Raw genomic sequence first — 21,964 nt, 5'->3', positions numbered from 1 at the left:
CTCGCCCCGCAGCGGCGGCTGATCGCCATTGTAGCTATTGTGTCTGGTCTCCACGATCCGTCAGATGACGGTAGAGCTCGCTGGCGATCGCGACGTCTTCGAGGCCGAGGCCGATCGAGCGGAAGAACGCGTGCCGCGCGTACGCGGGCTTCTCGCATGTGCCCGCCAGCAGCGACGGCAGATCGCCCTTCACTTTCTGCGGCGACCAGCCGTGCTGTGCGGCGAGCTTCATCTCACCCGCGCTCGCGGGCGTCGTCGCGCGATAGTCGCAGTAGACGTCCATCTCCGGCAGCCACGCCGGATCGATTTCGTGCGCGTTTACGGCATTCGTGCTGATCGACGTGACGAGCGCGGGCTTCGTCAGCGCGTCGCGCGGCAGCACGGGCGTGCCCGACGACGTGCACAGCATCACGACGTCCGCGTCCTTCACGCACGCTTCGACATTCGCGCTGGCTTCGGCGCGCGCATCGGCGGCCTGGACGGCGGCGCGCTTCGCGTCGCTGGCCGCGAGATCGGGCGAATACACTCGGATCGATTCCCATGCCCGCAGCGGCGCGACATGCCGCAGATGCGCGAGCCCGACCGCGCCCGCACCGATGATCGCAAGCCGCTTCGCATCGGCGCGCGCAAGCTGGTCGACGGCGAGCGCCGTGGTGCCCGCCGTGCGCTCGGTGGTGAGCAGACCGGCGTCGCACCACATCAGCGGCTGGCCGGTTTCCATCGACATCAGCGCGGTCCAGGCCGTGATCACCGGCTTGCCGCCCGTCACGATGTACGGCGACAGCTTTGCGCCGAACACCTTCGCGTCGGCGAGCACGCCGAGATACGTAATGAAGTCGCCGGCGCCGTTCGGGAACAGCGTCAGCGTTTGCGGCGGCTGCACCGCCTCGGCGGAAGCGAGCGCGCGAAACATCGCGGTCAGCGCGCGGCGCACGTCGAGCGCGGGCAGCGCGGCACGAACGGCCTGTTCGTCAACGGCGAGCGGCAAGGCGGTCATCATCGAAATCTTCTCCTCAGTCTGCGCGTGATGCGTCAATTGCAATTCCTTTCCGGTCGGCGTTCGACCGGAATGTAGACTTATAGTCTACTTGAGACTGCGTAGATTTGGACAAAAAAGTCTCGTTTTGAACTCGTGCAGCGAGCGCGAGGCGCTCCGCATCGCTATGCCTCTCGCCGCCCTCGCCGTTTGTTTAAAAGGCTTCGAAGCAACCAGAACGGTATTTTTGATCACTGGACTATCGTATTCCCTATAGTCCATACTGGACTTTCAGTCTATATTTCAACTGTACCGCCGCTCGTCGCGTGGTCCGATCATCAACGACAGGAACCGTCATGAACCTGAAGCTCTCCTTCGCCGCCGCCGTCCTTGCCATGACGGCGGGCGCCGCCTGTGCGCAATCGTCCGACACATTGCGCTTCGGCATCGAAGCCGCCTATCCTCCGTTCGAAAGCAAGACCGCGTCAGGCCAGCTCGAAGGCTTCGATGTGGAGGTCGGCAACGCGGTCTGCGCGAAGATGAAGGTGAAATGCGTGTGGGTCGAGAACGCATTCGACGGGCTGATTCCGGCATTGCAGGCGCGCAAGTTCGACGTGATCAACTCGGCGATGAACATCACGGCCAAGCGCAAGGAAAGCATCGCGTTCACGCCGCCCATTTATGTGGTGCCCATCGTGATGATCGCGAAGCGCGGCTCCAATCTGCTGCCGGACGTGAAGACGCTGCAAGGCAAGCGCGTCGGCGTGCTGCAAGGCTCGTCGCAGGAAGACTTCCTGAAGAAGCACTGGGCGAATGCGGGCGTGCAGATCGTGTCGTATCAGGACCAGGATCAGGTGTACGCGGACCTCGCCGCGGGACGTCTGGACGCCGCCGTGCAGGAAGCGCAGACAGCCCACGACGGTTTCCTGAGCAAGCCGGCGGGCGCGGGCTTCGACATGGTCGGGGAGCCGCTGAAAGACCCGGCTACACTCGGCGAAGGCACGGGCTTCGGGCTTCGCAAGGGCGACAAGGCACTGCAGGCGAAAGTCGATGCCGCGCTCGCCGAACTGAAGAAGGACGGCACGCTGACAGCGCTGTCGCAGAAGTACTTCAAGCGCGACATCATCGCGAAGTGATACGCTGCTGAGCCGAAGCGGGCAGCATCGAAAGCGGCCCGGTCGATTCAATGCGCGAGCGCGTGGCGACACGCGCTCGTTGCGCTTCTGACGCCTCACACAACCTCATTTCAATCGTTATGGATTTCGACGTCATCGTGCTGGGCGCGGGTATCGTCGGCGTGTCGTCGGCGCTGCATCTGCAGGATCGCGGACGGCGCGTCGCGCTGGTCGACCGGCGCGCACCCGGCGAGGAGACGAGCTTCGGCAATGCGGGGCTGATCGAGCGCTCGTCGCTCGTGCCGTACGGCTTTCCGCGCAAGCTCGGCACGCTGCTGCGCTATATGCGCAACCAGTCGACCGATCTCTACTGGGACTACAAGGCGCTGCCCGCTTACGCGGGGTGGCTGGCGCGCTTCTGGTGGGAATCGTCGCCGCAGCGGCTCGCGGCTGCCGCGCGCGACCTGATGCCGTTGATAGGCGCCTGCGTCGACGAGCACGACAAGCTGATTGCGCGCGCGGGTGTTGGCCGGCTGGTGCACGACGGCGGCTGGATCGAGGCCTTCCGCACGCGGGCCGCGTTCGACAGCGAAGCGAGCGCATCGGAGAACGCGATCCGCGAGCATGGCCTGCATGTGAGCGTGCTCGACGCCGCGGCGCTGCGTGCGCAGGAGCCTTCCGTGGGCGAAGGCATTTGCGGCGCGATTCACTGGAAGGACCCGAAAAGTGTGCTGAATCCGGGCGCACTGGTGAAGGGCTATGCGCGGTTGTTCGAAGCGAACGGCGGCACGTTCGTCAACGGCGACGCGGCGACCTTGCGTTCATCGGGCGATGCCTGGACGGTCGAGACACAACACGGCACGCTCGGCGCGAAAGAAGTCGTGCTCGCGCTCGGGCCGTGGTCCGATACCGTGTTCGAGCCGCTCGGCTATCGCATTCCGCTGCGCGCGAAGCGCGGCTATCACATGCACTATCGGCCGTCGCGGCAGATGCTGTCCGTGCCCATCGTCGATACGGAACGCGGCTATGTGATCGCGCCGATGGAAGGCAATCGCCTGCGGCTGACGACGGGCGTCGAGATCGCGGAGCGCGGCGCGCCGCCGACGGGCATTCAGCTCGAACGCGTCGAGCCGCTCGCGCGCGCGACGTTCGGGCTGGGCGAGCGCGTCGACGAGAAGCCGTGGCTCGGGATGCGGCCGTGCACACCGGACATGCGGCCTGTGATTGGACGGGCGCCGCGTCATCGCGGGCTGTGGTTCGCGTTCGGGCATAACCATCATGGGCTGACGCTCGGGCCTGTTACTGGGCGGCTGCTCGCTGAGATGATGACTGGCGAGACGCCGTTTGCGGATCCGAGGCCGTTTCGGGTGGAACGGTTTGGGTGAGGGGCCGCTGGGCGCGGCGGGGTTTTTGGGTTTTGGGTTTTTGGGTTTTTGGGTTTTTGGGTTTTTGGGTTTTTGGGTTTTTGGGTTTTTGGGTTTTTGGGTTTTTGGGTTTTTGGGTTTTTGGGTTTTTGGGTTTTGGGTTTTTGGGTTTTGGCCTTTGCGCTGGCGTTCGCGGTCTGGGTTTGCGGTTCGGGGGTCGCCGGGCGGCCATTTGTTAGCGTGCGTCACGCGTCGCCGTTCGGTGTTTTCGGCCTTTGCGCTGGCATCCGCGATTCGTTAGCGCGCTTCAGGCGTCGCCCCTGTGCGGGGCGGCACCTACTTTTCTTTGCCGCCGCAAAGAAAAGTAGGCAAAAGAAAGCGGCTCACACCGCCAATTCTTGACCTTTGCCCACGGGCCCCCAACGTCCCCATCCTTCACACGCTAGTGCCCTGGTGAGTGCCCGTTGCCAACGCTCCGAATGAACGCCTCACCTTCTTCAAATACCCGTACCCGGTCAAGCGGCAGCGAATGGTATGTGCCGCCCAGGTGGCAAACTGTGTGTAGGTTGTCGCGTCGTATAGGGTGGCGTTCTTACCGGGTGGGGTGCGTGCGCTATCGGTCCGGAGTGAGGCGCGTATGGCGCGAAAGCCTACACACAGTTTGCCACCTGGGCGGCCGTGGACTGCCCGGCAAGGCGTGCCGTGACGCGGGAGCGTGAAGCGGGTGAGGCGCACCGCAAGAGCGTTGGCAGCGAGCAAGAATGATGTGATTGCCGTGTGAAGCGTAAGAACCTTTGGGGGCCCTCAGGCAAGAATTAGCGCTGGCGGTGTGAGCCGCTTTCTTTTGCCTACTTTTCTTTGCGGCGGCAAAGAAAAGTAGGTGCCGCCCCGCACAGGGGCAACGCCTGAAGCGAGCTAACAATTCGCGGATGCCAGCGCAGAGTCAAATCGCGGACGCCAGCGCAAAACCCCCTCCAACCACCGGCAGACAACAAAAAAAATCACAACATACTCCGAGGCCTCTGCATCGTCCCATCAAAAAACCTCTGCAACCGAAACGCAGAAAGATCAATAGAAGGCTGCCCATCAACGATCCACTCAGCCATAAGCCGCCCAACAATGGGCCCCATGGCGAAGCCATGCCCACAAAACCCGGTAGCGACCAACAGGCCCTGCGCCTGAGAAGCAGCATCGAGCACCGGAATCCCATCCGGCAACACATCGATCAACCCAGCCCACGACTCAACCACCTGCGCATCCTTCAAAGCCGGAAACAACTCACGCAGCTTCCGCAAAGCCCGCGGCGCATGCGCACGATTCGGCTGCGGATTCGGATCGCGCGGATGCAACACCCGCTCGTCAGCAGACAAAAACCCCGGCACACGCTCGCGCAAATCACGCACGAACGCGCCATTCAGATGAAAGCTGAACTTCTCGCGCTGCGCCCAAAGCTCGGGCAAGAACCACTTGAGCGCCCGAAAATGCCCAAACGTCATATCGACATCGACCTGCATATCGTCAGCGAGATTGATCGCGCCATTCGCACGCTGCCGAATCCCGAGCCCATGCCCCCAGAATGTGGAAGCAGTAATCGCCGGCAACGGATTCGTCCGCATGCACGTCCCACGCACGGCTTGCTGCGGCAAAACAATACCCAGCGTATCGAGCAACCGCCAGCTACTCGCGCCCGCAGCGCAAATCACCTGCCGCGTGCGGATCGTGCCGCGCTCGGTAATGACCCCCGTCACGGCGCCCGCGCCCCGTTCTATCCCGATCACGCCACAACCCTCGAAAAACCGCGCACCCGCTTCGATCGCCCGTGCCGCGAAAGCCGCCGCCGCGCGGCGCGGCTCGGCCTGGCCGTCGCTCGGCGTATACAGCCCGCCCAGCACCTTGCCCTGCATGCCCCGCACCTGCTGGTCGATCTGCGCGCGGTCGAGCACCCGCGTATCCAGTCCGTACTGCTTCGCGACATCCATCCACTGCTGGAACGAAGTCCAGTCTTCCTCCTTGTCCGCCACGTACAGACATCCGCCCTGCCGCCATTCGAGATCGAAATCCAGCTCCCGTTCGAGCTGCTCCCAGATCCGCATGCCCGCCATCATCAACGGCACTTCGGCGGCCTCGCGGCCCTGCTGGCGCACGAAACCCCACGCGCGCGTCGATTGCTGCCCCGCGATGCGCGACTTGTCCAGCACCACCGCCTTCACGCCCCGGCGCGCCAGGTAGTACGCCGCCGCGCACCCCATGATGCCCGCGCCCGCAATCACGACGTCGGCTTGATCGGGAAACGGCGTGTCAGCCGGGCTCAGATTGGCGTGCAGCGGATAGGTGGTCGTCATCGGGAATGCGAGAAAGATAGGGCGCCAAGGCCGTGTCGAGGGACAGCATCTTCTCAGGCCCGCCCGCGCGCCGCAATCCCAGCCAGAAAAGCCGTCATCACGCGAACCGCCGCGCCCGCGTCAATCCCAACACGGTTGATGACTCGACGCAAAAACCAGGCAAAATCCAAAGTCTTACCGATTAATTTCATGCGATCTGCATATACTTCACCGCTAAAATAGACAGTCTTCGCATAGCGCGAACACCGCCTCATTCGCGTGAGGCGGTCGAACTCATTAGAATCGGCAGGTTCATCGAAAAAAGCTCGAGCAATGCGGATAAGGCGCGACACCAGGCGCGCCCGAAGTCTTGCGGTACAGTTGCGGTCCTGCGAGGGCAGCACGCTCAGCCGGCGTGTCGCGCGGCACCGCGCCGCCGTCACGACACCGCGTCATATACAACTATTTATACCGACACACACTCCGCGCATGTCCAACGAAGCCACCTCAACCGACTCGCTCGCCGTCGCCGAACGCGTGCGCGAGTTGATGAGCCGTCACGGCATCGGCAAGCGTCAGCAAACCAGCGAGCTTTGCCGGATCCTCGATTTGAGTTTCTCGCAGGGCCACCGCAAGCTGCGCGGCAACAGCCCGTGGACGCTCTCGCAGATCAAGAAGGTCGCCGAGGTATTTGGTGAGCCGGCGGCGCAGCTGTTCGGCGCGCAATCGCTCGATCCCGGCATGGTCGGCGCCACCGCGCAGGAGGCGGTGTTCGCGATCGGCGGAATCGAGCTGGCGTGCACCGCGTGGATCGGCGCGCCGATCGAAGCAGGCAGCCGGCCGGAATTCATCGCGTGGTCGAAGCTCGACCAGTGGCGTGTCGTGCGGCACGACGGCGCGCTGTATCAGAACGCCTATGAAGTCCACAAGATCGAGATCTATCCGCGCCGCGCCGAAACCGACAAGCCGCTGATCGCCGTCGTCGACGATGATCAGGCGTCCGCCGACAATCTGCGCGACTATCTCGAACGCAGCGGCTTCGCGGCTATCGCGATCTACGGGCTCGCGGCATTCGCCGAAACGCTGCAGACGCAGGTGTTCGACGGCGTGGTGATCGACTGGCTGTTCGGCCCGCAGACGTCGGCGGAAGCGATCCGCGCCGTGCGCGCGTCGGAGAATCCAGATGCACCCATCTTCGTGCTGACGGGCGAACTGCTGACGGGCAAGGCGAGCGAGTCGGAAATCAGCGATATCGTGCGCAACTACGACGTGGCCTGTTACGAGAAGCCCGCACGCATGGCGATTCTCGTCGCCGATCTGTCCAAGCGTCTGAGCCGCGCTTAAGTCGCCGCCTCACGCACGCGCGGGCTCGCCAGTCAGCCCGCGACGGACGCGCGGTGCCGCGCCGCCAGCGCCCGCTGCACGGCGTCGCGCAGCACCTCGTAGTGGACGGGCTTGGTCAGGCTGTCGAAAAACTCATCTCCCTCCGTGCGCGCTCCGCTCTCGGGCGCGTACGCGCTCACGGCGATCACGGGCGTGCGCGCCGCCCCGCCCGGCCTTTGCGCCTTCTGCGCATATTCGGTCATGAACGCGTAGCCGTCCTTGTCGGGCATGTGCAGATCGAGCAACACCAGATCGCATTGCCGCGCGGCGAGCCATGCATGCGCGTCGTCGGCATTGGCGACGGCGGCCGCATCGCATCCCATGTGTGCGAGCATTTCGCACAGCGACTCGCGAATCAGCTGGTTGTCGTCGACGATCAGCACCCGCGGACGCCCTTCGCCGTGCGCCGGATGCGCCGCGACGGACGCACCGGCGGGCGCGGCGACCGGCTTCACGGGGATCGTCACCGTGAAGCGTGTGCCCTTGCCCACTTCGCTTTCGACACCGATGGTCCCGCCGAACAGATCGACCAGACCCTGTACGATTGCGAGCCCCATCCCCGCGCCTTCGAAGCGGCGCGTGCGCGATGCGTCGAGCTGCGTGAACTCCTTGAAGATCAGCGGAATCTGCTTGTCGGGCACGCCCGCGCCCGTGTCGGTGACGACGATGGCCAGCGCGTCGTCACGCTGGTCGAAATGCAGCGTGACGGTGCCGCGCTCCGTATAGCGAATGCCGTTGGTCACGAGGTTGTTGACGATCTGCCGGATGCGGTGCGGATCGGAATCGACGAGTCCCGCCCGGCCGCTCGCGCTGCCTTCGAACACGAGACCCTTGGCCCGCGCGAACGGCTCGTGCTCGTCGACGATCGAGGTCAGCAGTTCGCGCGGATCGAAATGCTCGTTGCGCAATTCCAGCTTGCCGGCGCCCAGGCGCGCATAGTCGGTCAGATCCCTCATCTGCGCTTCGAGATGGCGCGCAGCCGTCTCCAGCCGCTGGATCACCTTGCGGTCCGCGTCGGAGTGAAAGTTGAAGCCGAGCAGTTCGATCGACGAGACGATCGCATGCAGCGGCGTGCGCAACTCATGACTGATCATGCCGAGGAACGCGTCCTTGGCGAGGCTCGCCTCGCGCGCGGCGCGGCTGGCCTGATGCTCGGCATCGAGCGCGGCGTGCTGCTGGAGGATCAGCTTGGTCCGGCGCCGGCCGTTCACCACCAGCAGCGAAGTCGCCGCCGCCGACAGCAACAGCAGCACCAGCCCGCCCGCGAACAGCATCCGGCGCTTCGCGATGAAATCCGAATTCATCGCCTCGCGGTCCTGCAAGTCGACGTTGCGGCGGCTCAGCGCGAGATCGTTGACTTCCTTCCAGTGCTTGCGCAGTTCTTCGACCATCTGCGACGCGAGCGCGGGCGAATTGGGCAGCGCGTCGAGCGAAGGCTGCATCGCGACCAGCATCTCCGAGAGTCCCGCGATCTCTTCCTGCTGGCGCTGCACGGCTTCCGTCTGCGCGGCGAGGCGCTGCGTCGAGCCCGCCATCACGCGCAGCTTCGATTGCAGCACCTGGAAATGCAGCATGAGCCGCTGATAGTCGCTATCGGCGCCCGTCTGGTATTGCAGCAGCTGGCTTTCGAGCCGCGCGTAGGCAATCTGGAGTTGCGCCGCGTCCCAATAGAAGCCGTCGTAAGTGCCTGTCAGCTGCTGGGTTGCGCGCGGATTGAGAAGGGCTGAGTACAGCAGATAGCTGATCGCCGCAGTCGGCGCCGCGAGCGCGGCGATCCAGATGACGACGAGCACCACACGGCGCAGCGGGCGCCGTCCTATTTGACGATGAGTGCCTTGATCTGCCATACGAATTTCGCGTCCGCCGACGCCCCCGCCAGCTCGCCGGGAAACTGGTCGCGCGGATAGATGAGAAACAGCGGCCCGAAGTCGCTGACCTGCAGGCGCTTGCCGTTCATGCTGTACGCGACGATCACGCCGTAGCGATTCGTGTCCGACACGGGAACAGTGTACGTGTAGTCATCCAGCGTATGGATTTCGATCTGATCGCCGTATGCGCCCACCGTCTTGAGGATATCCGCGAGCAGCGGTCCCGTGAAGGTGGATTTTGCCGTCCATGTCGTCGACGTCGAAATGGTATGCACGGGCAGCGCGAGCAACTGCGCTTCGGAAAAGTGGAAAACGCTGTGATCGTCGTCGTTGGTCTTCGCAATCTTGCCTTTGACGTCGAGCGCCAGCGTGGTCGTCAGCGGCGCGGCCGATGCTCCGTACGAAGCGAACGCCAGCGCCAGGACAGTGACCAGCGCGGACATCAGCGCGAACGCACGCCGCCCTCCGCATGTCTTGTAGTGCACTTTCAGGTCCCTCTAGTGTGGTCTTGTTGTTAGCCGTGACCGCATTGTGCCTGACAACGTCATCGGACGATAACTACAACGCGGCAGGACCTGCCCCGACACAGAATCTTTACATGGCGTGCATAATATCGGCTCCATCTCAAAAAAGCCGCTTCGCCGACGCACGTTCTTCCGGCCCACCACAAGCGCAACATCCGTCATGAAAAAGCCGGTTCTACCGTTGACCTACGAACAGCTCGACCACTGGATCGAATCGTTGCAGCCCGCACTGCTCGAAGAGGGCTTCGCCGCCGCTGTCGGCATTCTACGGGGCGGCGCACCGCTCGCGTTGATGGCTTCGCATGCGATCGGCGTGCCTGTCGCGTTTCTCAGCTATGACCGCAGGGCGCGCCACGTCACGTGGGACTCGGCCCAGCCGCTGCCGCCGCCCGGCTCGAAGGTGCTGCTGTGCGAGGACATCGCGGGCCGTGGTTTCACGCTGGTCGACTGCATCGCCTTTCTCGAGCAGCACGGCCTGATCGTGAAGACGCTGACGGCCGCCTTCGACGAAATCAGCCGCATCCGCCCGGACTTCGCAAACGACGCGACGGGCTTCTTCGCGCTGTTCCCGTGGGAGCGCCAGGCCTATACGGACGACTATCGCGACGACTGGCTGAAAGTCGAGTCCGGTTCGGCGGAGAAAATGGCGGATGACCACGAATACGCAACCTACGCAATCGATCTGGACGGCATCCTGCTGCCCGACGTGCCGCTGTCACGATATGACGAAGATCTCGCCGCCGCTTTGAACGAGCGCGACGCGCTGTTGCCTTATGAGGTCTTGCCCGATGTCGATCTGCAGAAAGTGCGCGCCGTGATCACGGGCCGGCCGTACGCCGACCTGGCGCGCACGCGCGCGTGGCTCGAGCGGCACGGTTTCGGTCATCTCGAACTGGTGATGCGCACGCCCGACGCGCATGACGAAACGTCCGAAGGCGCCGCCGCGCACAAGGCCGCCGCGGCGTTGAGCTGCGGCGTCACGCATTTCATCGAAAGCGACCCCGTGCAGGCGCTCCTCATCGCGAAGCTCGCGCCACTGTTGCGCGTGATCTGGTGGGACGCGCTCAAGCACACGGGCACGCTGATCAGCGCCTCGGCCTGGCGCTGAGCTTGCCGACGCGCGCCGCGCTCGTGCTTCGTCAGCCCGCCGGCTCCTTCGTGTCCCCGAGTTGCAGATGCCGCGCCGCACGCTGCGACGCGACGACGATCAGCTTCATGGTCGCGCGGGTCGCGCCGACGAAGAGCTTGCGCGCATTGCGCTCGTCGAACGCGTCGAAATCCACTTCGCTCAGGATCACGCACGGCGCCGACTGCCCCTTGAAGCGGTAGATCGAGTCGAGCAGCACGTCGCCTTCCCGATACGCGGGATTGCCGAACAGATCGTATTTGCCCGTGAAGCTGCGCAGCCGGTGCGGGCCGAGATGATCGAGCGGCCACAGCACCGAGCCTTCGCGTCCGCGAAACGACAGCACCGCGATGTCCTGCTTGCGAAAGCCGAGCGCCAGCGCCTGGGTGATCGCGCGCTTGGTCGCGTCGATGCAGCTTTCGGGCAGCTGGGTTTCGTCGTAGGTGGACAGCGAGATATCGGAGCCGTCGAACGGACTGCCCGCCGCGAGGCCCGCCGCCAGCGGCACGGTCGCGCCGACCACGCCGCGCAGATAGTCGAGGATGTCGCGCGGGCTGCGATAGTTGGTCGATTCGCGCAGCACCGTCCAGCCGGGCAGCGCGACGCTCTCGCGCATATACAGGTTCTGCAGCGGGTCTTCGAGCCACCACCATGCGCCGCCCGGCTTCAGGAGCCGTTCGAGCGCGGGCACCCATGGCTGCTGGAAGTCCTGGCCTTCGTCGACGATCAGCACGTCGTACTGGAAGCGCGCGTCGATCGGCGTGCCGGCGAACGCGCTTTCGAGTTGCTCGAACACGTCGCTGCTCTGAAAGTCCGGCGCGTGGCCGCTATCCCGCACGATCCAGTCGCACAGCTGGTGATAGTTCGCGACCTTCGCCTCGGGCGGCGCGACGCGCGCAATGTGATCCGCAAGCGGCCGGTTGAAGCACACATACAACGGACGCGCACCGCGCGCGACGGCGTCTTTCATCACCTGCACCGCGAGTTGCGTCTTGCCCGAACCCGCCGTGCCGATCACGCGCAGCCGGAACGGCGCGAATTCGAGCCGCCGCGCCCAGGTGGCGAGGCCGCCCGCGAGCCGCGTGACGAGCGTGCCCGCCTGACCGACCAGCGCGCTCGCGTCGGGCGCGAGCGCCAGTTCGTCGGCGAGGAAATGGTGAATCTTCGACGCGCACGGCAGACGCGCCTCGTCCTCCGGCAGCGCGTCGCGGATGATGCTGACGAGCTTGTCCTTGCGCGTCGCGTCGACGATGCGCGCAGGGTTCACGCCTGAAATTGCCGCGTCCCTGACGATGTGATCCGGGCAGTACAGCAGTTCTTCGATGAAATACGTGCCTGCGCCGAACGCCGCAGTGAAGCGCCGGTGCAGCCCTTCGATGGTGCGCGCGAGCGCAATCGCCACGTTGCGCTCGGTCTGCATGTAGACCTTGACCAGCCCTTTCGGCGTCTCGCGCAGGAAGCCCGTTTTCTGCTCGACGATCATCACCCGCCCCGCCGGACTGACGATCACGAAGTCCGCCTCGCCGAACACCGAAAAGCCTTCGTGCAAGCGCGTCCAGTGCACGCCGTGATAGACCGTGTACTCGCGCGGCAGCGCTTCTTCGAGCAGCGCCAGCGTTTCGCGCTCGCGCGCGGCCGCGCCCGTGGCGGCAAGACTCTTCCAGTCGTCGGGGACAATGCGGGCCATGCGCGCCTCGTCAAAAATGGAGTGGGCCCATTGTACGCAACGCGTGTAGGGGCATTGGGCACTGCCGGAAGAAAAAAGCCGCTTCGTGTATCGTTACTGGTTGAACGCCGCGCGCAGCGCGGCTTGCCAATCGAGAAGACGAAAGAGGATTACCGGATGATTACAGTTTGGGGCCGTGCCAACTCCGTCAATGTGCAGAAGATCCTGTGGGTGTGCGACGAGCTGGTCTTGCCCTACAACCGCATCGACGCCGGTCTGCAGTTCGGCCGCAACGACGAACCCGAATACCTCGCGATGAACCCGACGGGCAAGGTGCCGACGCTCGTCGACGGCGACTACGTGCTGTGGGAGTCGAACTCGATCCTGCGCTATCTGGTCATGCAGTACGGCGAATCCAGCGTGCTCTACCCCGACGAGCCCAAGGCGCGCGCCAGCATCGACCGCTGGCTCGACTGGTCGCTGTCCACGCTACAGCCCGCCGAGCGCCCCGTGTTCTGGACCATCGTGCGCACGCCCGAGGCCGGGCGCGACAGCGCGAAGCTCGCCGCCGACATCGACAACGTCGGCAAACTGTGGAAGATGCTCGACGCGCAACTGCAAGGGCGCTTCTTCATCGAAGGCGAGAAGTTCACGCTCGCGGACATCGTTCTGGGTGCGTATGCAAAGCGCTGGTTCGGGCTGCCGGGCGTCGAACGTCCGTCGTTGCCGAATCTCGAACGCTGGTATCAGCGGCTGTCCACCCGCTCCGGCTTCAAGCAATACGTCGACTTCGATCTGACCTGAACATGACTATCTCGCTTTACGCGTGGGGCACGCCGAACGGCCGCAAGATCAGCGTCGCGCTCGAAGAAATGGCCCTGCCGTACACCGTCAGGCCGATCAACATTACGAAAGACGAGCAGTTCGACCCGGACTTTCTCGCGATCAGCCCGAACAACAAGATTCCCGCGATCGTCGACCCCGACGGACCGGATGGCAAGCCCATCAGCGTGTTCGAATCGGGCGCGATCCTGCTGTATCTCGGCGAAAAGACGGGCAAGTTCCTGCCGCAGAGCCTGCGCGACCGGGTGCCCGTGCTCGAATGGCTGATGTGGCAAATGGGCGGCTTCGGCCCGATGCCGGGCCAGGTGCATCACTTCGCGGCGCTCGCTTCGGAAGACGACAAGCGCTACGGCCTCAAGCGCTTTTCCACCGAAACGCGGCGGCTCTACAAGGTGCTCGACGCGCGGCTCGCCAAAAGCGAATACGTGGCGGGCGACCTGTCGGTCGCCGACTTCGCGATTCTCGGCTGGGCGTGGCGGCACGAGCGCCACAAGGTCGATCTCGCCGAGTATCCGAACGTGAAGCGCTGGTACGACACGCTGTTCGCACGTCCGGGCGTGCAGCGCGGATTCGACGTGAAGCTCGATTGACGCACCGTATAATCAGCGGATGAAAAACGCCAAGCCAACCGCTGCCGACGCTGCATCCACACCGGGGCATTCGCCGGGTGTTCCGCCGGGTCTTCCTCATCACGCGCATGCGGCAGAACACGCGCATGCGCACGCGGACGACTCGCATCACGATCACACGCACGGCACGCCTGCCTCGGCCGAGGCGGCGCTCGCGCTGGCCGAAGAATACTGTCGCGAGCGCGGCGAAAAGCTCACGCCGATCCGCCGCAAGGTGCTGGAGTTGCTGCTGACGTCGGGCCGCGCCACCAAGGCGTATTCGCTGCTCGACGACATGCGTCAGATTCACCCTGGCTCCGCGCCGCCCACTGTGTATCGCGCGCTGGATTTTCTGTTGTCAGCCGGCCTCGTGCACAAGATCGAGTCGATCAACGCATTCGCCGTCTGCCACGATCTCACGCAATGCCAGCACGGCATTCTGGTGGTGTGCCAGCAATGCGGCAACGTTACGGAGCTGCATCAGCCGGCGCTGCGCGAGGCACTGGTCGCGCAAATCGAAAACGCAGGATACCGGCTCGCCGGTGACGGAATCGAGCTGAAAGGGCTGTGCTCAGCGTGCCAGGCGGCGCAAGCCGCCGGCAACTGATCACCCATCAAGACACCGCGGTTCGAGCGTCAGGTCAAACCGGCGGCGCGCGCGCCTATCGCGTCATGCAACAGCGTCACCAGCGCCTCGGGCGGCGCCGGCTTCGTCATGAAATGCTGGAATCCTTCGCCGATGCTGCGCAGCCGGTAGGCTTCATCGGTATGGCCCGTCAGGGCCACTGCGACCGAAGGTGAATGATCGCCGCGAATCTCGTGATCCCGTAGGCGCTGAATCAGATAGAAGCCATCCATGGCGGGCAGATCGAGATCGCAGACGACGGCATCGGGCAGCGCCCGCACGGCTGCCTCGACACCCTCTTCCGCATCCGCCACGGCAATGACGTGGGCGCCTTCCGATTCGAGCAAAATCTTCAACGATTCCCTGTTCTGCGGATCGTCTTCAACGAGCACGATCGTGGCCTGATCGAGCCTCAATACTCCGTTCATCTTGATGTTATGGCTTGAAAAGCTGGTTATGCACTCTGACGTGGCCATGATGTATCTAACGCAATGTGTACCGCGCCAGCGCCGGCAGCGGAAAACGGTTCAACGTTTCTACTCTCGTATGCACGTTCTTACCAACGAGTGACGGACGCGCTGTTCGTCCGACAAACTCCCCTGTTTCGCAAATTCGTGCCCGCGCGCGCCGTCGCGCGGCACCTATATCGTTCATTCGGACTCAATTGTACGGAACGAGTTGCACGCGACTGTGCGCTTGTCCACTTCGGCATATAGCTTGACGGCAAGACACACCGCGCCATGGTGACGATTCAGCAAGGCGCTTCTCTTGACCGCCCGCAAGCCGACATGCGAAACGGATAGCATGAAGCACGTTGCGTGCCGCGCCGGACCCTGCGCGCGACGGGTGCTATTTTGATCCACCGCGGCTCAGGTTGCAGCGGGCGGGGTGGCGCCGTGAGTGAGCAGCGCGACGGCATGACGCGCGATATCGTCGGCTGTCAGCTTGCGGCGCGCCGGGTCGTTGCGCCACATCGACGAGGTCGCGAGCGGCAGAATCGTGAGCCCGATCACCGACAGAAAAACCAGCGACGGCTCCAGCTCCCGATTGAGCTTGCCTTCCTTCTGCCATTTCTCGATGAACTCGATGCCGCTCTTCTGGTTCGCGTTTCCGAAGCGCTCGTGCATGCGTTGCTTGAGCAGGCCGCCTTCACTGATGACTTCGCGGATCCACAGCGACGGAAACCACGGGTAATCGCCCGCCACTTCGACGAGCCGCTGCGCGAGCAGCGTGATGCCGGCAATCGGGTCGTCGGGATTCGCCTGAAAAGAGCCGCTGAGCTTCGCGCGCAACGGCAGGAAGCGCTCGTCGATCAACACGTCGAGCAGCTGATCGCGGGTCTTGAAGTAGTAATGCATCATCGCGGGCGTGAACCCTGCCTCGCGCGCGACCTGGCCGAGCGTCGTATCGACGATGCCCTGCCGCGCGAACAACGCAAGCGCCGCGTCCAGCAGACGGGCGCGCTGCTCCGGCCCGCGCCCGCTGCCGGAAGGACGGCCGGGCCGGCGCGCAGCAGGTGCGCCCGCTGCGCCCAGTGCGCCCAGTGCGCCTGCGTTGTCGCCGTCCTGCATCCGGGACGCCTGCTCAGCCCGATCCGAACCCGCTGCCGCTGCCGATTTTGTTGCCATGACCATGAATTTGACGAACGCTGGAATATGTCATATATTAATCTGCATGTTAATTAATTTCAAGGCATCGTGAACGCCATGGAAGCCCAGATGGACAGCCCCACTCTTCCTGCCGAAGCCGCGCCCGCAGCCATCGAGCGCCCGTCGCTGCGCGTGCTGTTTCCGGCGCTGCTGCTGGTGATGCTGCTCGCCGCGCTCGACCAGACCATCGTGTCGACGGCGCTGCCTACTATCGTCGGCGAGCTTGGCGGACTGGACAGCCTGTCGTGGGTCGTCACCGCGTACCTGCTGACGTCGACCATCGTCGTGCCGCTGTACGGCAAGTTCGGCGACCTGTTCGGCCGCAAGGTCGTGCTGCAGACAGCGATCGTGCTGTTTCTGATCGGCTCGGCGCTATGCGGCGTCGCGCAGAACATGACGCAGCTGATCCTGCTGCGCGCCTTGCAAGGGCTGGGCGGCGGCGGACTGCTGGTGATCACGATGGCGGCGATCGGCGACGTGATTCCGCCTGCCGAGCGCGGCCGCTATCAGGGCGTGTTCGGCGGCGTGTTCGGGCTTGCAACCGTGATCGGCCCGATGATGGGCGGCTTTCTCGTCGACCATCTGTCGTGGCGCTGGATTTTCTATATCAATGTGCCGCTCGGCATCGTCGCGCTGCTGGTGATCGGCGCGGTGTTCAAGCCGCGCGTCGCGCATGTGAAGCACACCATCGACTACATGGGCGCAGCCTTTCTCGCGGGCGCGCTCACCTGTCTGATCCTGTTCACGAGCCAGGGCGGCACGGTGCTGCCATGGACGTCCCCGCAACTGTGGGGCACGCTGCTGCTCGCGTTCATCTGCATCGGCGGGTTCATCTATGAAGAGCGGCACGCCGTCGAGCCGATCATGCCGCTCGAACTGTTTCGCGACCGCACGTTCCTGCTGTCGAGCGCGATCGGGTTCATCGTCGGCGTGTCGCTGTTCGGCTCGGTGACGTTTTTGCCGATGTATCTGCAGGTGGTGAAGAATTCGACGCCGTCGGAAGCGGGCATGCAGATGCTGCCGATGATGGGCGGCGTGCTGCTGATGTCGATCATCACGGGCCGCATCATCAGCCGGATCGGCAAGTACCGGATGTTCCCGATCATGGGCACGTTTCTCGTCGGCGTCGCGATGGTTCTGCTGACCACGCTCAAGCTCTCGACACCTGTTCATGTGATGTATGCGTACATGGCCGTGCTCGGCTGCGGTCTCGGCATGGTGATGCAAGTGCTGATTCTCGCCGTGCAGAACGCCGTGCCGTTCAAGCATCTGGGCACGGCGACTTCTGGCGCGACGCTGTTCCGTTCGATTGGCGGCTCGGTCGGCGTCGCCGCGTTCGGCGCGATCTTTTCAAACGGACTCGCTTCGCGCCTGCAAGCGCTGATTCCTCCCGACACCGAACTGCCGCACGCGCTCGGCCCTGCTGCGATCCATCACCTGCCTGCCGCGTTGCGCGACGATTATCTGCAAGCGTTCGCGAGCGCCTTGCACACGGTGTATATCGTCGCGGCATGCGTGGTGGTGCTGGCGTTCGCGCTTGCCTGGCTGTTGAGAGATCATCCGCTGCGCAAGCAGTAGAGCCCGGTAAAAACGGACAAACGCTAGCAAACAAAAGCCCACGCGCGCCCGGTGTCACGCACGGCGTCACGCATGGAATACGTGCGGCATTCATCCGGCGTGCTCTGCGGTTTTTACATACAAAGGCCGGCTGCCTTGCACGCCGGCCTTTTATATGAACGATGTGTTTCCTATGATTAATCCGTGACGCGGCGCGTTGTATTCGCGTCTATGCAAAAACCCTGATGCACGATCGTTTCCCCCCTGAAATCACGACACATCTGTGTTCGGTAGGTAACAACGTCGATTGACGCGACGAGCGAAAGAAACCATATTGGCACACAGCGGCCCCGTAACGAAAGGACTGGGCCGGCCGCTACCCAGCGCATGTGGATCGCGAGTTCCGCCAACTGCGAGTTTGCTTCAACTTCGATCCTGAGCATGCCGAAATGGCATCGCCTACAACTGGTTGGGGTTAAGCATGTCTGCTGAAACGTCACCTGCCCAGGGTTTCCCCACGCCGTGCACGCGGTGCGGGGGCGTGCTGTACCAGCATGTCGAATTCTGCCCCTACTGCGGCGCCGATCATCCTCTCGAACGACCCCAGCGCAAGCGCGCCGGTACGCAACTGAGAGCCGTCGAGACCCCGCCGCCCGCGCCTGCCGAAGCCCATCCCGCTGAAGCAGCCGGCCTCCCGTCGCTCGCATCGCCCGACCTTCCCGTTCCGCCGCCCGAAGGGCCGCAGCCGCTACGGCAATCTGCCGGCCGCTGGATCGCCACGAAGGGCGTGGTGTTGCTGCTGTTCATCGTCGCGCTCGGCTACGCGGGCTATCTGCTGCTCGGCGACAACCACAGGCAAGACGCGCCCACGGACGAAGCGACGAACAGCGCAAGCACCTCGGGCGGATCGATTTCGCCGTACACGGCGCCGCAAAACGCGCGCAACACACCGACCGCCAACGTGACCAATGTACCCGCCGTGAAGACGCCGCCCGCGCCCATCGCGCCGCCGCGCCCGCGCGTGACGCAGCACTACCGGGACGTGCCCGATGCATTGCGTGCGGCGCGCGCCGCGCTCGCGCACAACAACCTTGCCGAAGCGCAGTCCGCGCTATCTGACGCACTGTCCGTCGACGCGAGCAATGCGGATGCGATGCAGATGCAAAGCGACCTGAAGGATCGCGAGAACAAGCGTGACATTGCGCTCGGCGCTGCGACCACCTGTGCGAAAGACAAGTTGTGGGGCTGCGTGCGCGAGCGCGCAGCGCAAGCGCTTGCCATCGACGTCAGCAGCGCCGACGCTCAGGCGCTGCTCGAACGCGTGATTCTGACCACGGGCTGGAAACCGCTGGCGGGCGCAGCCGCGTCGGCGCCGCGCGCCGGGACGCCGCAAGCCACGACGAGCGCGGCACCACCGCCCACGCTGCCCACCCACAACACGGCAGCGCCTGCTGCAACGAACACGGCCGCCAGCGGCGTCGAAGCGCAAATGCGCGCGATCCGTGAATCGGGCTGGAAGAAGGCGCCGTCAGCGAACAAACAGTAGAGCACGTCACGCAATCGAGAAAACGAAGCTACTCAACGCATTGCAATGCCTGATGTAACGGAACATGCGCGTCAGCCGTTGGCGCATGCTGTTCAACACACCATGAGGTAGGTAGACCATGCTCAAAAAAATGCTGACGGGATTGACGGGACTGTTGTGCTTGATGATCGCGTCGCTGGCCGTCGCGGCCGGGGTCAGCGCGCACTACAAGATCGTGACGGGCCAGGAGCGCGGCACGTACATCCAGATCGGCGCCGATCTCTCGAAGTATGTCGCGCAGCCTGCGGGCATCGACCTCGAAGTGATGCCGTCGAAAGGCTCCGCGGAGAACGTGCAGCGCATGCGTTTCGAGCCGGGCGTGAAGCTCGCGCTCGTGCAATCGGATGTGTATCAGGCGTATATCGACATGGCCAATTCCGGCAATGCCGACGCGGGCACGACGATCCGCCCGCTGCGGCTCATCATGCCGCTCTACAACGAGGAGATCTATTTCGTCGTGCGCGACGACTCGTCGATGAAGACGATCAACGAGATCAAGGACAAGGTCATCAGCATCGGTCCGATCGGCAGCGGCACGGCGCAATCGGCGACTACGCTCTACCATTTGATGTTCAATCAGCCGATTCCCGAGCAGAACGTCCAGAGTCTTTCCAACGAAGACGCGATTGCCGCGCTCGTCGTGAAGAAGATCGACGTGGCCGTGATCGTCGCGGGACAGCCGGCCAAGCTCTTCACCGACATGAACCCCGATCTGCTCTCGCAGATCCGTATCTTGCGCGCCGACCCCAACGCGGCCGAAACCACGCGCGCAAAAGAAACATATTTTCCAGCGACGATCCGCCAGAGCAGCTATCCGAACTGGCTGAAGGAAGACGTGCCAACGCTGACTGTCAAGGCGTTTCTCGTCACCTATGACTACGGCCTGCGCGACACGGTGAGCAACCTGAACCGCTTCGCCGATTCACTGTGCGAGAACTTCGACGTGTTGCAGGAAAAAGGCCATCCGAAGTGGAAACAGGTGAAGCTCGAACTGCCGCCGCTGACGAAGGGCTGGCAATACTATCCGCCTATCGAGCGGCACTTGCGCTCGTGCATCGCGCGCCGGGCGTCGATGCCGGCGGGCGGTGCGACGGCGGCGCAGCAGCAACCCGCTGCGCCGAAAGTGAACAAACGTCCGTGCTCCGATCAGGAGCGTCTGCTGCTGTTGTGCGGCAAGTGAAATCGCATTGACGCGACCATCAGAAAAATCGCCACGGCACACTTCGCGCCGTGGCGTTTTTTTTCGAGCTGTTCCGTGACTACTGCGCAGACGCGTTGCCTTCCCAGCCAAGCCCCAGGCTCTTTTGCAACGCGACGTAGTCCTTGATCAGCTGCGCGTCGCTCTGCACGCGATTCTGCTCGGCCGTATAGCGCGTGCGTTCCGCGTCGATCCAGTCGAGCGCGGTCGCCGTGCCCGCGCGATAGCGCTGCTCGGTCAAGGTCGCTGCGCGTGTCGCGGACCCTTCGACCGTACGCAGGCTGACCACGTTCTCGCGCTCGTGCCCGTAACGCGACAGCGCGACATCGGCATCGCGCAGTGCGCCGAGCACCGTGCTCTCGTACTTCGCCTGCGCTTCGTCGAACGACGCGCGCGCCTGATCCACTTTCGCTTTCGTGCGGCCAAAGTCGAAGGCGTTCCATTGCAGATACGGCACGCCGAGCCATGTGAGGTTGTCCTTGCGCACCAGATGGCCGGGGTCCGCGGCGCTGAAGCTCAGGCTGCCGAACAGCGTGACTTTCGGAAACCAGTCCGCTTCGCGCTCGCCGATCTGCGCACTCTGCGACGCGAGCCGCCGCTCGGCTGCGCGCACATCGGGACGCCGCCGCAGCAATTGCGCCGGATCGCCGACGGCAACCGTCTGCGGTAACGCCGGCAGCGGCGCGGGCTGCTTGAGCATGTCGTCGAGCGCGCCCGGCTCGCGGCCCGTCAGCAAAGCGAGCTGATCGAGCGATTCGGCGATTTGCGCATCGAGGGGAATGAGCGCGTTGCGTGTGTTCTCGACCTGCGTGCGCACGCGTTCGACGTCGACTTGCGATGACACGCCGCGCTCGCGCCGCTGCTCGGTCAGCGACAGCACACGCTCTTCGAGTTCCGCCGATTTGCGCACGATCGCGATGCGCTGCTGCTGATCGCGCAAGCCGACATACGTACTGCCGATTTCCGCGGCGAGCTGCACGTGCGTATCGGCGAGATCGGCTTCGGACGCGTCCGCTTCCGCCGACGCCGCTTCGACGGCACGACGCGTGCCGCCGAACAGATCGAGTTCCCAGCTCGCATCGAAGCCCGCGAGATACAGCGCGACAGGACCGCGCCCGCCCGACGAGCCGGAACCGTCGCTGCCCAGCGACGACAGATCGGGCTCGCGCATGCGCAGATACGCTGCGCTCGCGCCGACTTTCGGCAAGGCGTTGCGTTGCTGCTGCGTCAGCCCGGCGCGCGCCTCGCGCACGCGCGCCTGTGCCGCGCGAAGGTCCGGGCTGTTGTCGATCCCCGCTTCGATCAGCGCGGTCAATTGCGGATCGTTGAGCGCGACCCACCACGCGGCGACACCCGGCGCAGTCGCCAGGACGCCGGCGGGCGCACGTTTGAAGCTGCTGGCGCTGGCCGTGGTGGGCGCGCCCTTGTAGTCGGGGCCGACCGTGCAGCCCGCGATCAGCAGCGTCAGCGCAGCCGCGACAGGCGAAAGCATCGACGCGAGCGGCGAAACGCGACGCGACACGAAACGGGAATCGTAGCGCGCGGCAGCAGCGCCG

General features: G+C 64.2%; 19 protein-coding genes. 10 read left to right on the top strand and 9 right to left on the bottom strand.

All coding sequences use genetic code 11. The features are described from left to right. Positions 1–34: 34 nt before the first annotated feature. Positions 35–1,000 (bottom strand): ornithine cyclodeaminase family protein, encoded by a 966-nt coding sequence (locus C2L66_RS20805; RefSeq protein ID WP_098021654.1) that lies wholly within the window; start codon positions 998–1,000, stop codon positions 35–37. A 332-nt stretch (positions 1,001–1,332) separates the two neighbouring features. Here C2L66_RS20805 and C2L66_RS20800 point away from each other — a divergent pair, with 332 nt between their 5' ends. Continuing rightward, a complete protein-coding gene (locus C2L66_RS20800) occupies positions 1,333–2,112 on the top strand; it encodes an ABC transporter substrate-binding protein (protein ID WP_054935196.1) in 780 nt (259 codons plus the stop codon). 119 nt (positions 2,113–2,231) lie between these two features. Further along, positions 2,232–3,476 (top strand): NAD(P)/FAD-dependent oxidoreductase, encoded by a 1,245-nt coding sequence (locus C2L66_RS20795; RefSeq protein WP_060603286.1) that lies wholly within the window; start codon positions 2,232–2,234, stop codon positions 3,474–3,476. A gap of 980 nt (positions 3,477–4,456) precedes the next feature. Here the strand turns inward: C2L66_RS20795 and C2L66_RS20785 are convergent. Together C2L66_RS20785 and C2L66_RS40725 are read right to left on the bottom strand one after the other, a co-directional pair. Continuing rightward, positions 4,457–5,797: an NAD(P)/FAD-dependent oxidoreductase gene (locus tag C2L66_RS20785; protein WP_060603289.1), complete on the bottom strand. Its 1,341-nt coding sequence runs from the start codon at positions 5,795–5,797 to the stop codon at positions 4,457–4,459. A 53-nt stretch (positions 5,798–5,850) separates the two neighbouring features. Beyond that, the gene (locus C2L66_RS40725) at positions 5,851–5,988 is read right to left on the bottom strand and encodes a hypothetical protein (RefSeq protein WP_158512165.1); all 138 of its coding nucleotides are present in this window, start codon (positions 5,986–5,988) and stop codon (positions 5,851–5,853) included. Between the two features lie 277 nt (positions 5,989–6,265). Between C2L66_RS40725 and C2L66_RS20780 the strand changes: the two genes are divergently transcribed. Next, positions 6,266–7,120, top strand: a complete 855-nt coding sequence (locus C2L66_RS20780; RefSeq protein ID WP_007588675.1) for a helix-turn-helix domain-containing protein — start codon at positions 6,266–6,268, stop codon at positions 7,118–7,120. A gap of 32 nt (positions 7,121–7,152) precedes the next feature. Here the strand turns inward: C2L66_RS20780 and C2L66_RS20775 are convergent, their stop codons facing one another. Together C2L66_RS20775 and C2L66_RS20770 are read right to left on the bottom strand one after the other, a co-directional pair. Beyond that, entirely contained in the window at positions 7,153–9,006 is a 1,854-nt protein-coding gene (locus tag C2L66_RS20775) for an ATP-binding response regulator (protein WP_176056927.1), read from the bottom strand. Beyond that, positions 8,976–9,512, bottom strand: coding sequence for a putative pterin-binding protein (locus C2L66_RS20770; protein ID WP_054935188.1), 537 nt, complete (start codon positions 9,510–9,512; stop codon positions 8,976–8,978). Before C2L66_RS20770 ends, C2L66_RS20775 begins: the two co-directional genes overlap by 31 nt. 199 nt (positions 9,513–9,711) lie before the next feature. Here C2L66_RS20770 and C2L66_RS20765 point away from each other — a divergent pair, with 199 nt between their 5' ends. Further along, on the top strand, positions 9,712–10,659 hold the full coding sequence (locus tag C2L66_RS20765; RefSeq protein WP_060603294.1) for a phosphoribosyltransferase: 948 nt from the start codon (positions 9,712–9,714) through the stop codon (positions 10,657–10,659). 31 nt (positions 10,660–10,690) lie between these two features. On the opposite strand, the gene C2L66_RS20760 is transcribed toward C2L66_RS20765, so the two are convergent. Then, on the bottom strand, positions 10,691–12,364 hold the full coding sequence (locus C2L66_RS20760; protein ID WP_060603296.1) for an ATP-binding domain-containing protein: 1,674 nt from the start codon (positions 12,362–12,364) through the stop codon (positions 10,691–10,693). Positions 12,365–12,520: 156 nt separating this feature from the next. Between C2L66_RS20760 and C2L66_RS20755 the strand changes: the two genes are divergently transcribed. From C2L66_RS20755 to C2L66_RS20745, 3 genes are read left to right on the top strand one after another with little or no spacing between them, the layout of a single operon-like run. After that, a complete protein-coding gene (locus C2L66_RS20755; RefSeq protein ID WP_060603298.1) occupies positions 12,521–13,147 on the top strand; it encodes a glutathione S-transferase family protein in 627 nt (208 codons plus the stop codon). 2 nt (positions 13,148–13,149) lie between these two features. Then, a complete protein-coding gene (locus C2L66_RS20750) occupies positions 13,150–13,776 on the top strand; it encodes a glutathione binding-like protein (protein ID WP_060603299.1) in 627 nt (208 codons plus the stop codon). Positions 13,777–13,795: 19 nt separating this feature from the next. Next, positions 13,796–14,401, top strand: coding sequence for a Fur family transcriptional regulator (locus C2L66_RS20745; RefSeq protein WP_060603301.1), 606 nt, complete (start codon positions 13,796–13,798; stop codon positions 14,399–14,401). Between the two features lie 29 nt (positions 14,402–14,430). On the opposite strand, the gene C2L66_RS20740 is transcribed toward C2L66_RS20745, so the two are convergent. Further along, complete coding sequence (locus C2L66_RS20740) at positions 14,431–14,895, bottom strand: response regulator (protein WP_054935182.1); 465 nt, start codon at positions 14,893–14,895, stop codon at positions 14,431–14,433. A 393-nt stretch (positions 14,896–15,288) separates the two neighbouring features. Further along, positions 15,289–16,053 carry a TetR/AcrR family transcriptional regulator gene (locus C2L66_RS20735; protein ID WP_060603304.1) on the bottom strand — a complete coding sequence of 255 codons (765 nt, stop codon included), beginning with the start codon at positions 16,051–16,053 and terminating at the stop codon, positions 15,289–15,291. Between the two features lie 84 nt (positions 16,054–16,137). Between C2L66_RS20735 and C2L66_RS20730 the strand changes: the two genes are divergently transcribed. From C2L66_RS20730 to C2L66_RS20715, 3 genes are all read left to right on the top strand, one after another. Further along, positions 16,138–17,646 carry an MDR family MFS transporter gene (locus C2L66_RS20730; protein WP_054935191.1) on the top strand — a complete coding sequence of 503 codons (1,509 nt, stop codon included), beginning with the start codon at positions 16,138–16,140 and terminating at the stop codon, positions 17,644–17,646. Between the two features lie 460 nt (positions 17,647–18,106). Beyond that, on the top strand, positions 18,107–19,171 hold the full coding sequence (locus C2L66_RS20720; RefSeq protein WP_054935179.1) for a zinc ribbon domain-containing protein: 1,065 nt from the start codon (positions 18,107–18,109) through the stop codon (positions 19,169–19,171). Between the two features lie 118 nt (positions 19,172–19,289). Further along, positions 19,290–20,390 (top strand): TAXI family TRAP transporter solute-binding subunit, encoded by a 1,101-nt coding sequence (locus tag C2L66_RS20715; protein WP_054935178.1) that lies wholly within the window; start codon positions 19,290–19,292, stop codon positions 20,388–20,390. 79 nt (positions 20,391–20,469) lie between these two features. Here the strand turns inward: C2L66_RS20715 and C2L66_RS20710 are convergent, their stop codons facing one another. Beyond that, complete coding sequence (locus tag C2L66_RS20710; protein ID WP_060606828.1) at positions 20,470–21,900, bottom strand: efflux transporter outer membrane subunit; 1,431 nt, start codon at positions 21,898–21,900, stop codon at positions 20,470–20,472. Between the last annotated feature and the right edge of the window lie 64 nt (positions 21,901–21,964).

Source organism: Paraburkholderia caribensis, assembly GCF_002902945.1.
GTDB lineage: Bacteria > Pseudomonadota > Gammaproteobacteria > Burkholderiales > Burkholderiaceae > Paraburkholderia > Paraburkholderia caribensis.
The sequence above is the reverse complement of the archived record's forward strand: the minus strand, read 5'-3'. Positions and strand labels throughout refer to the sequence as shown.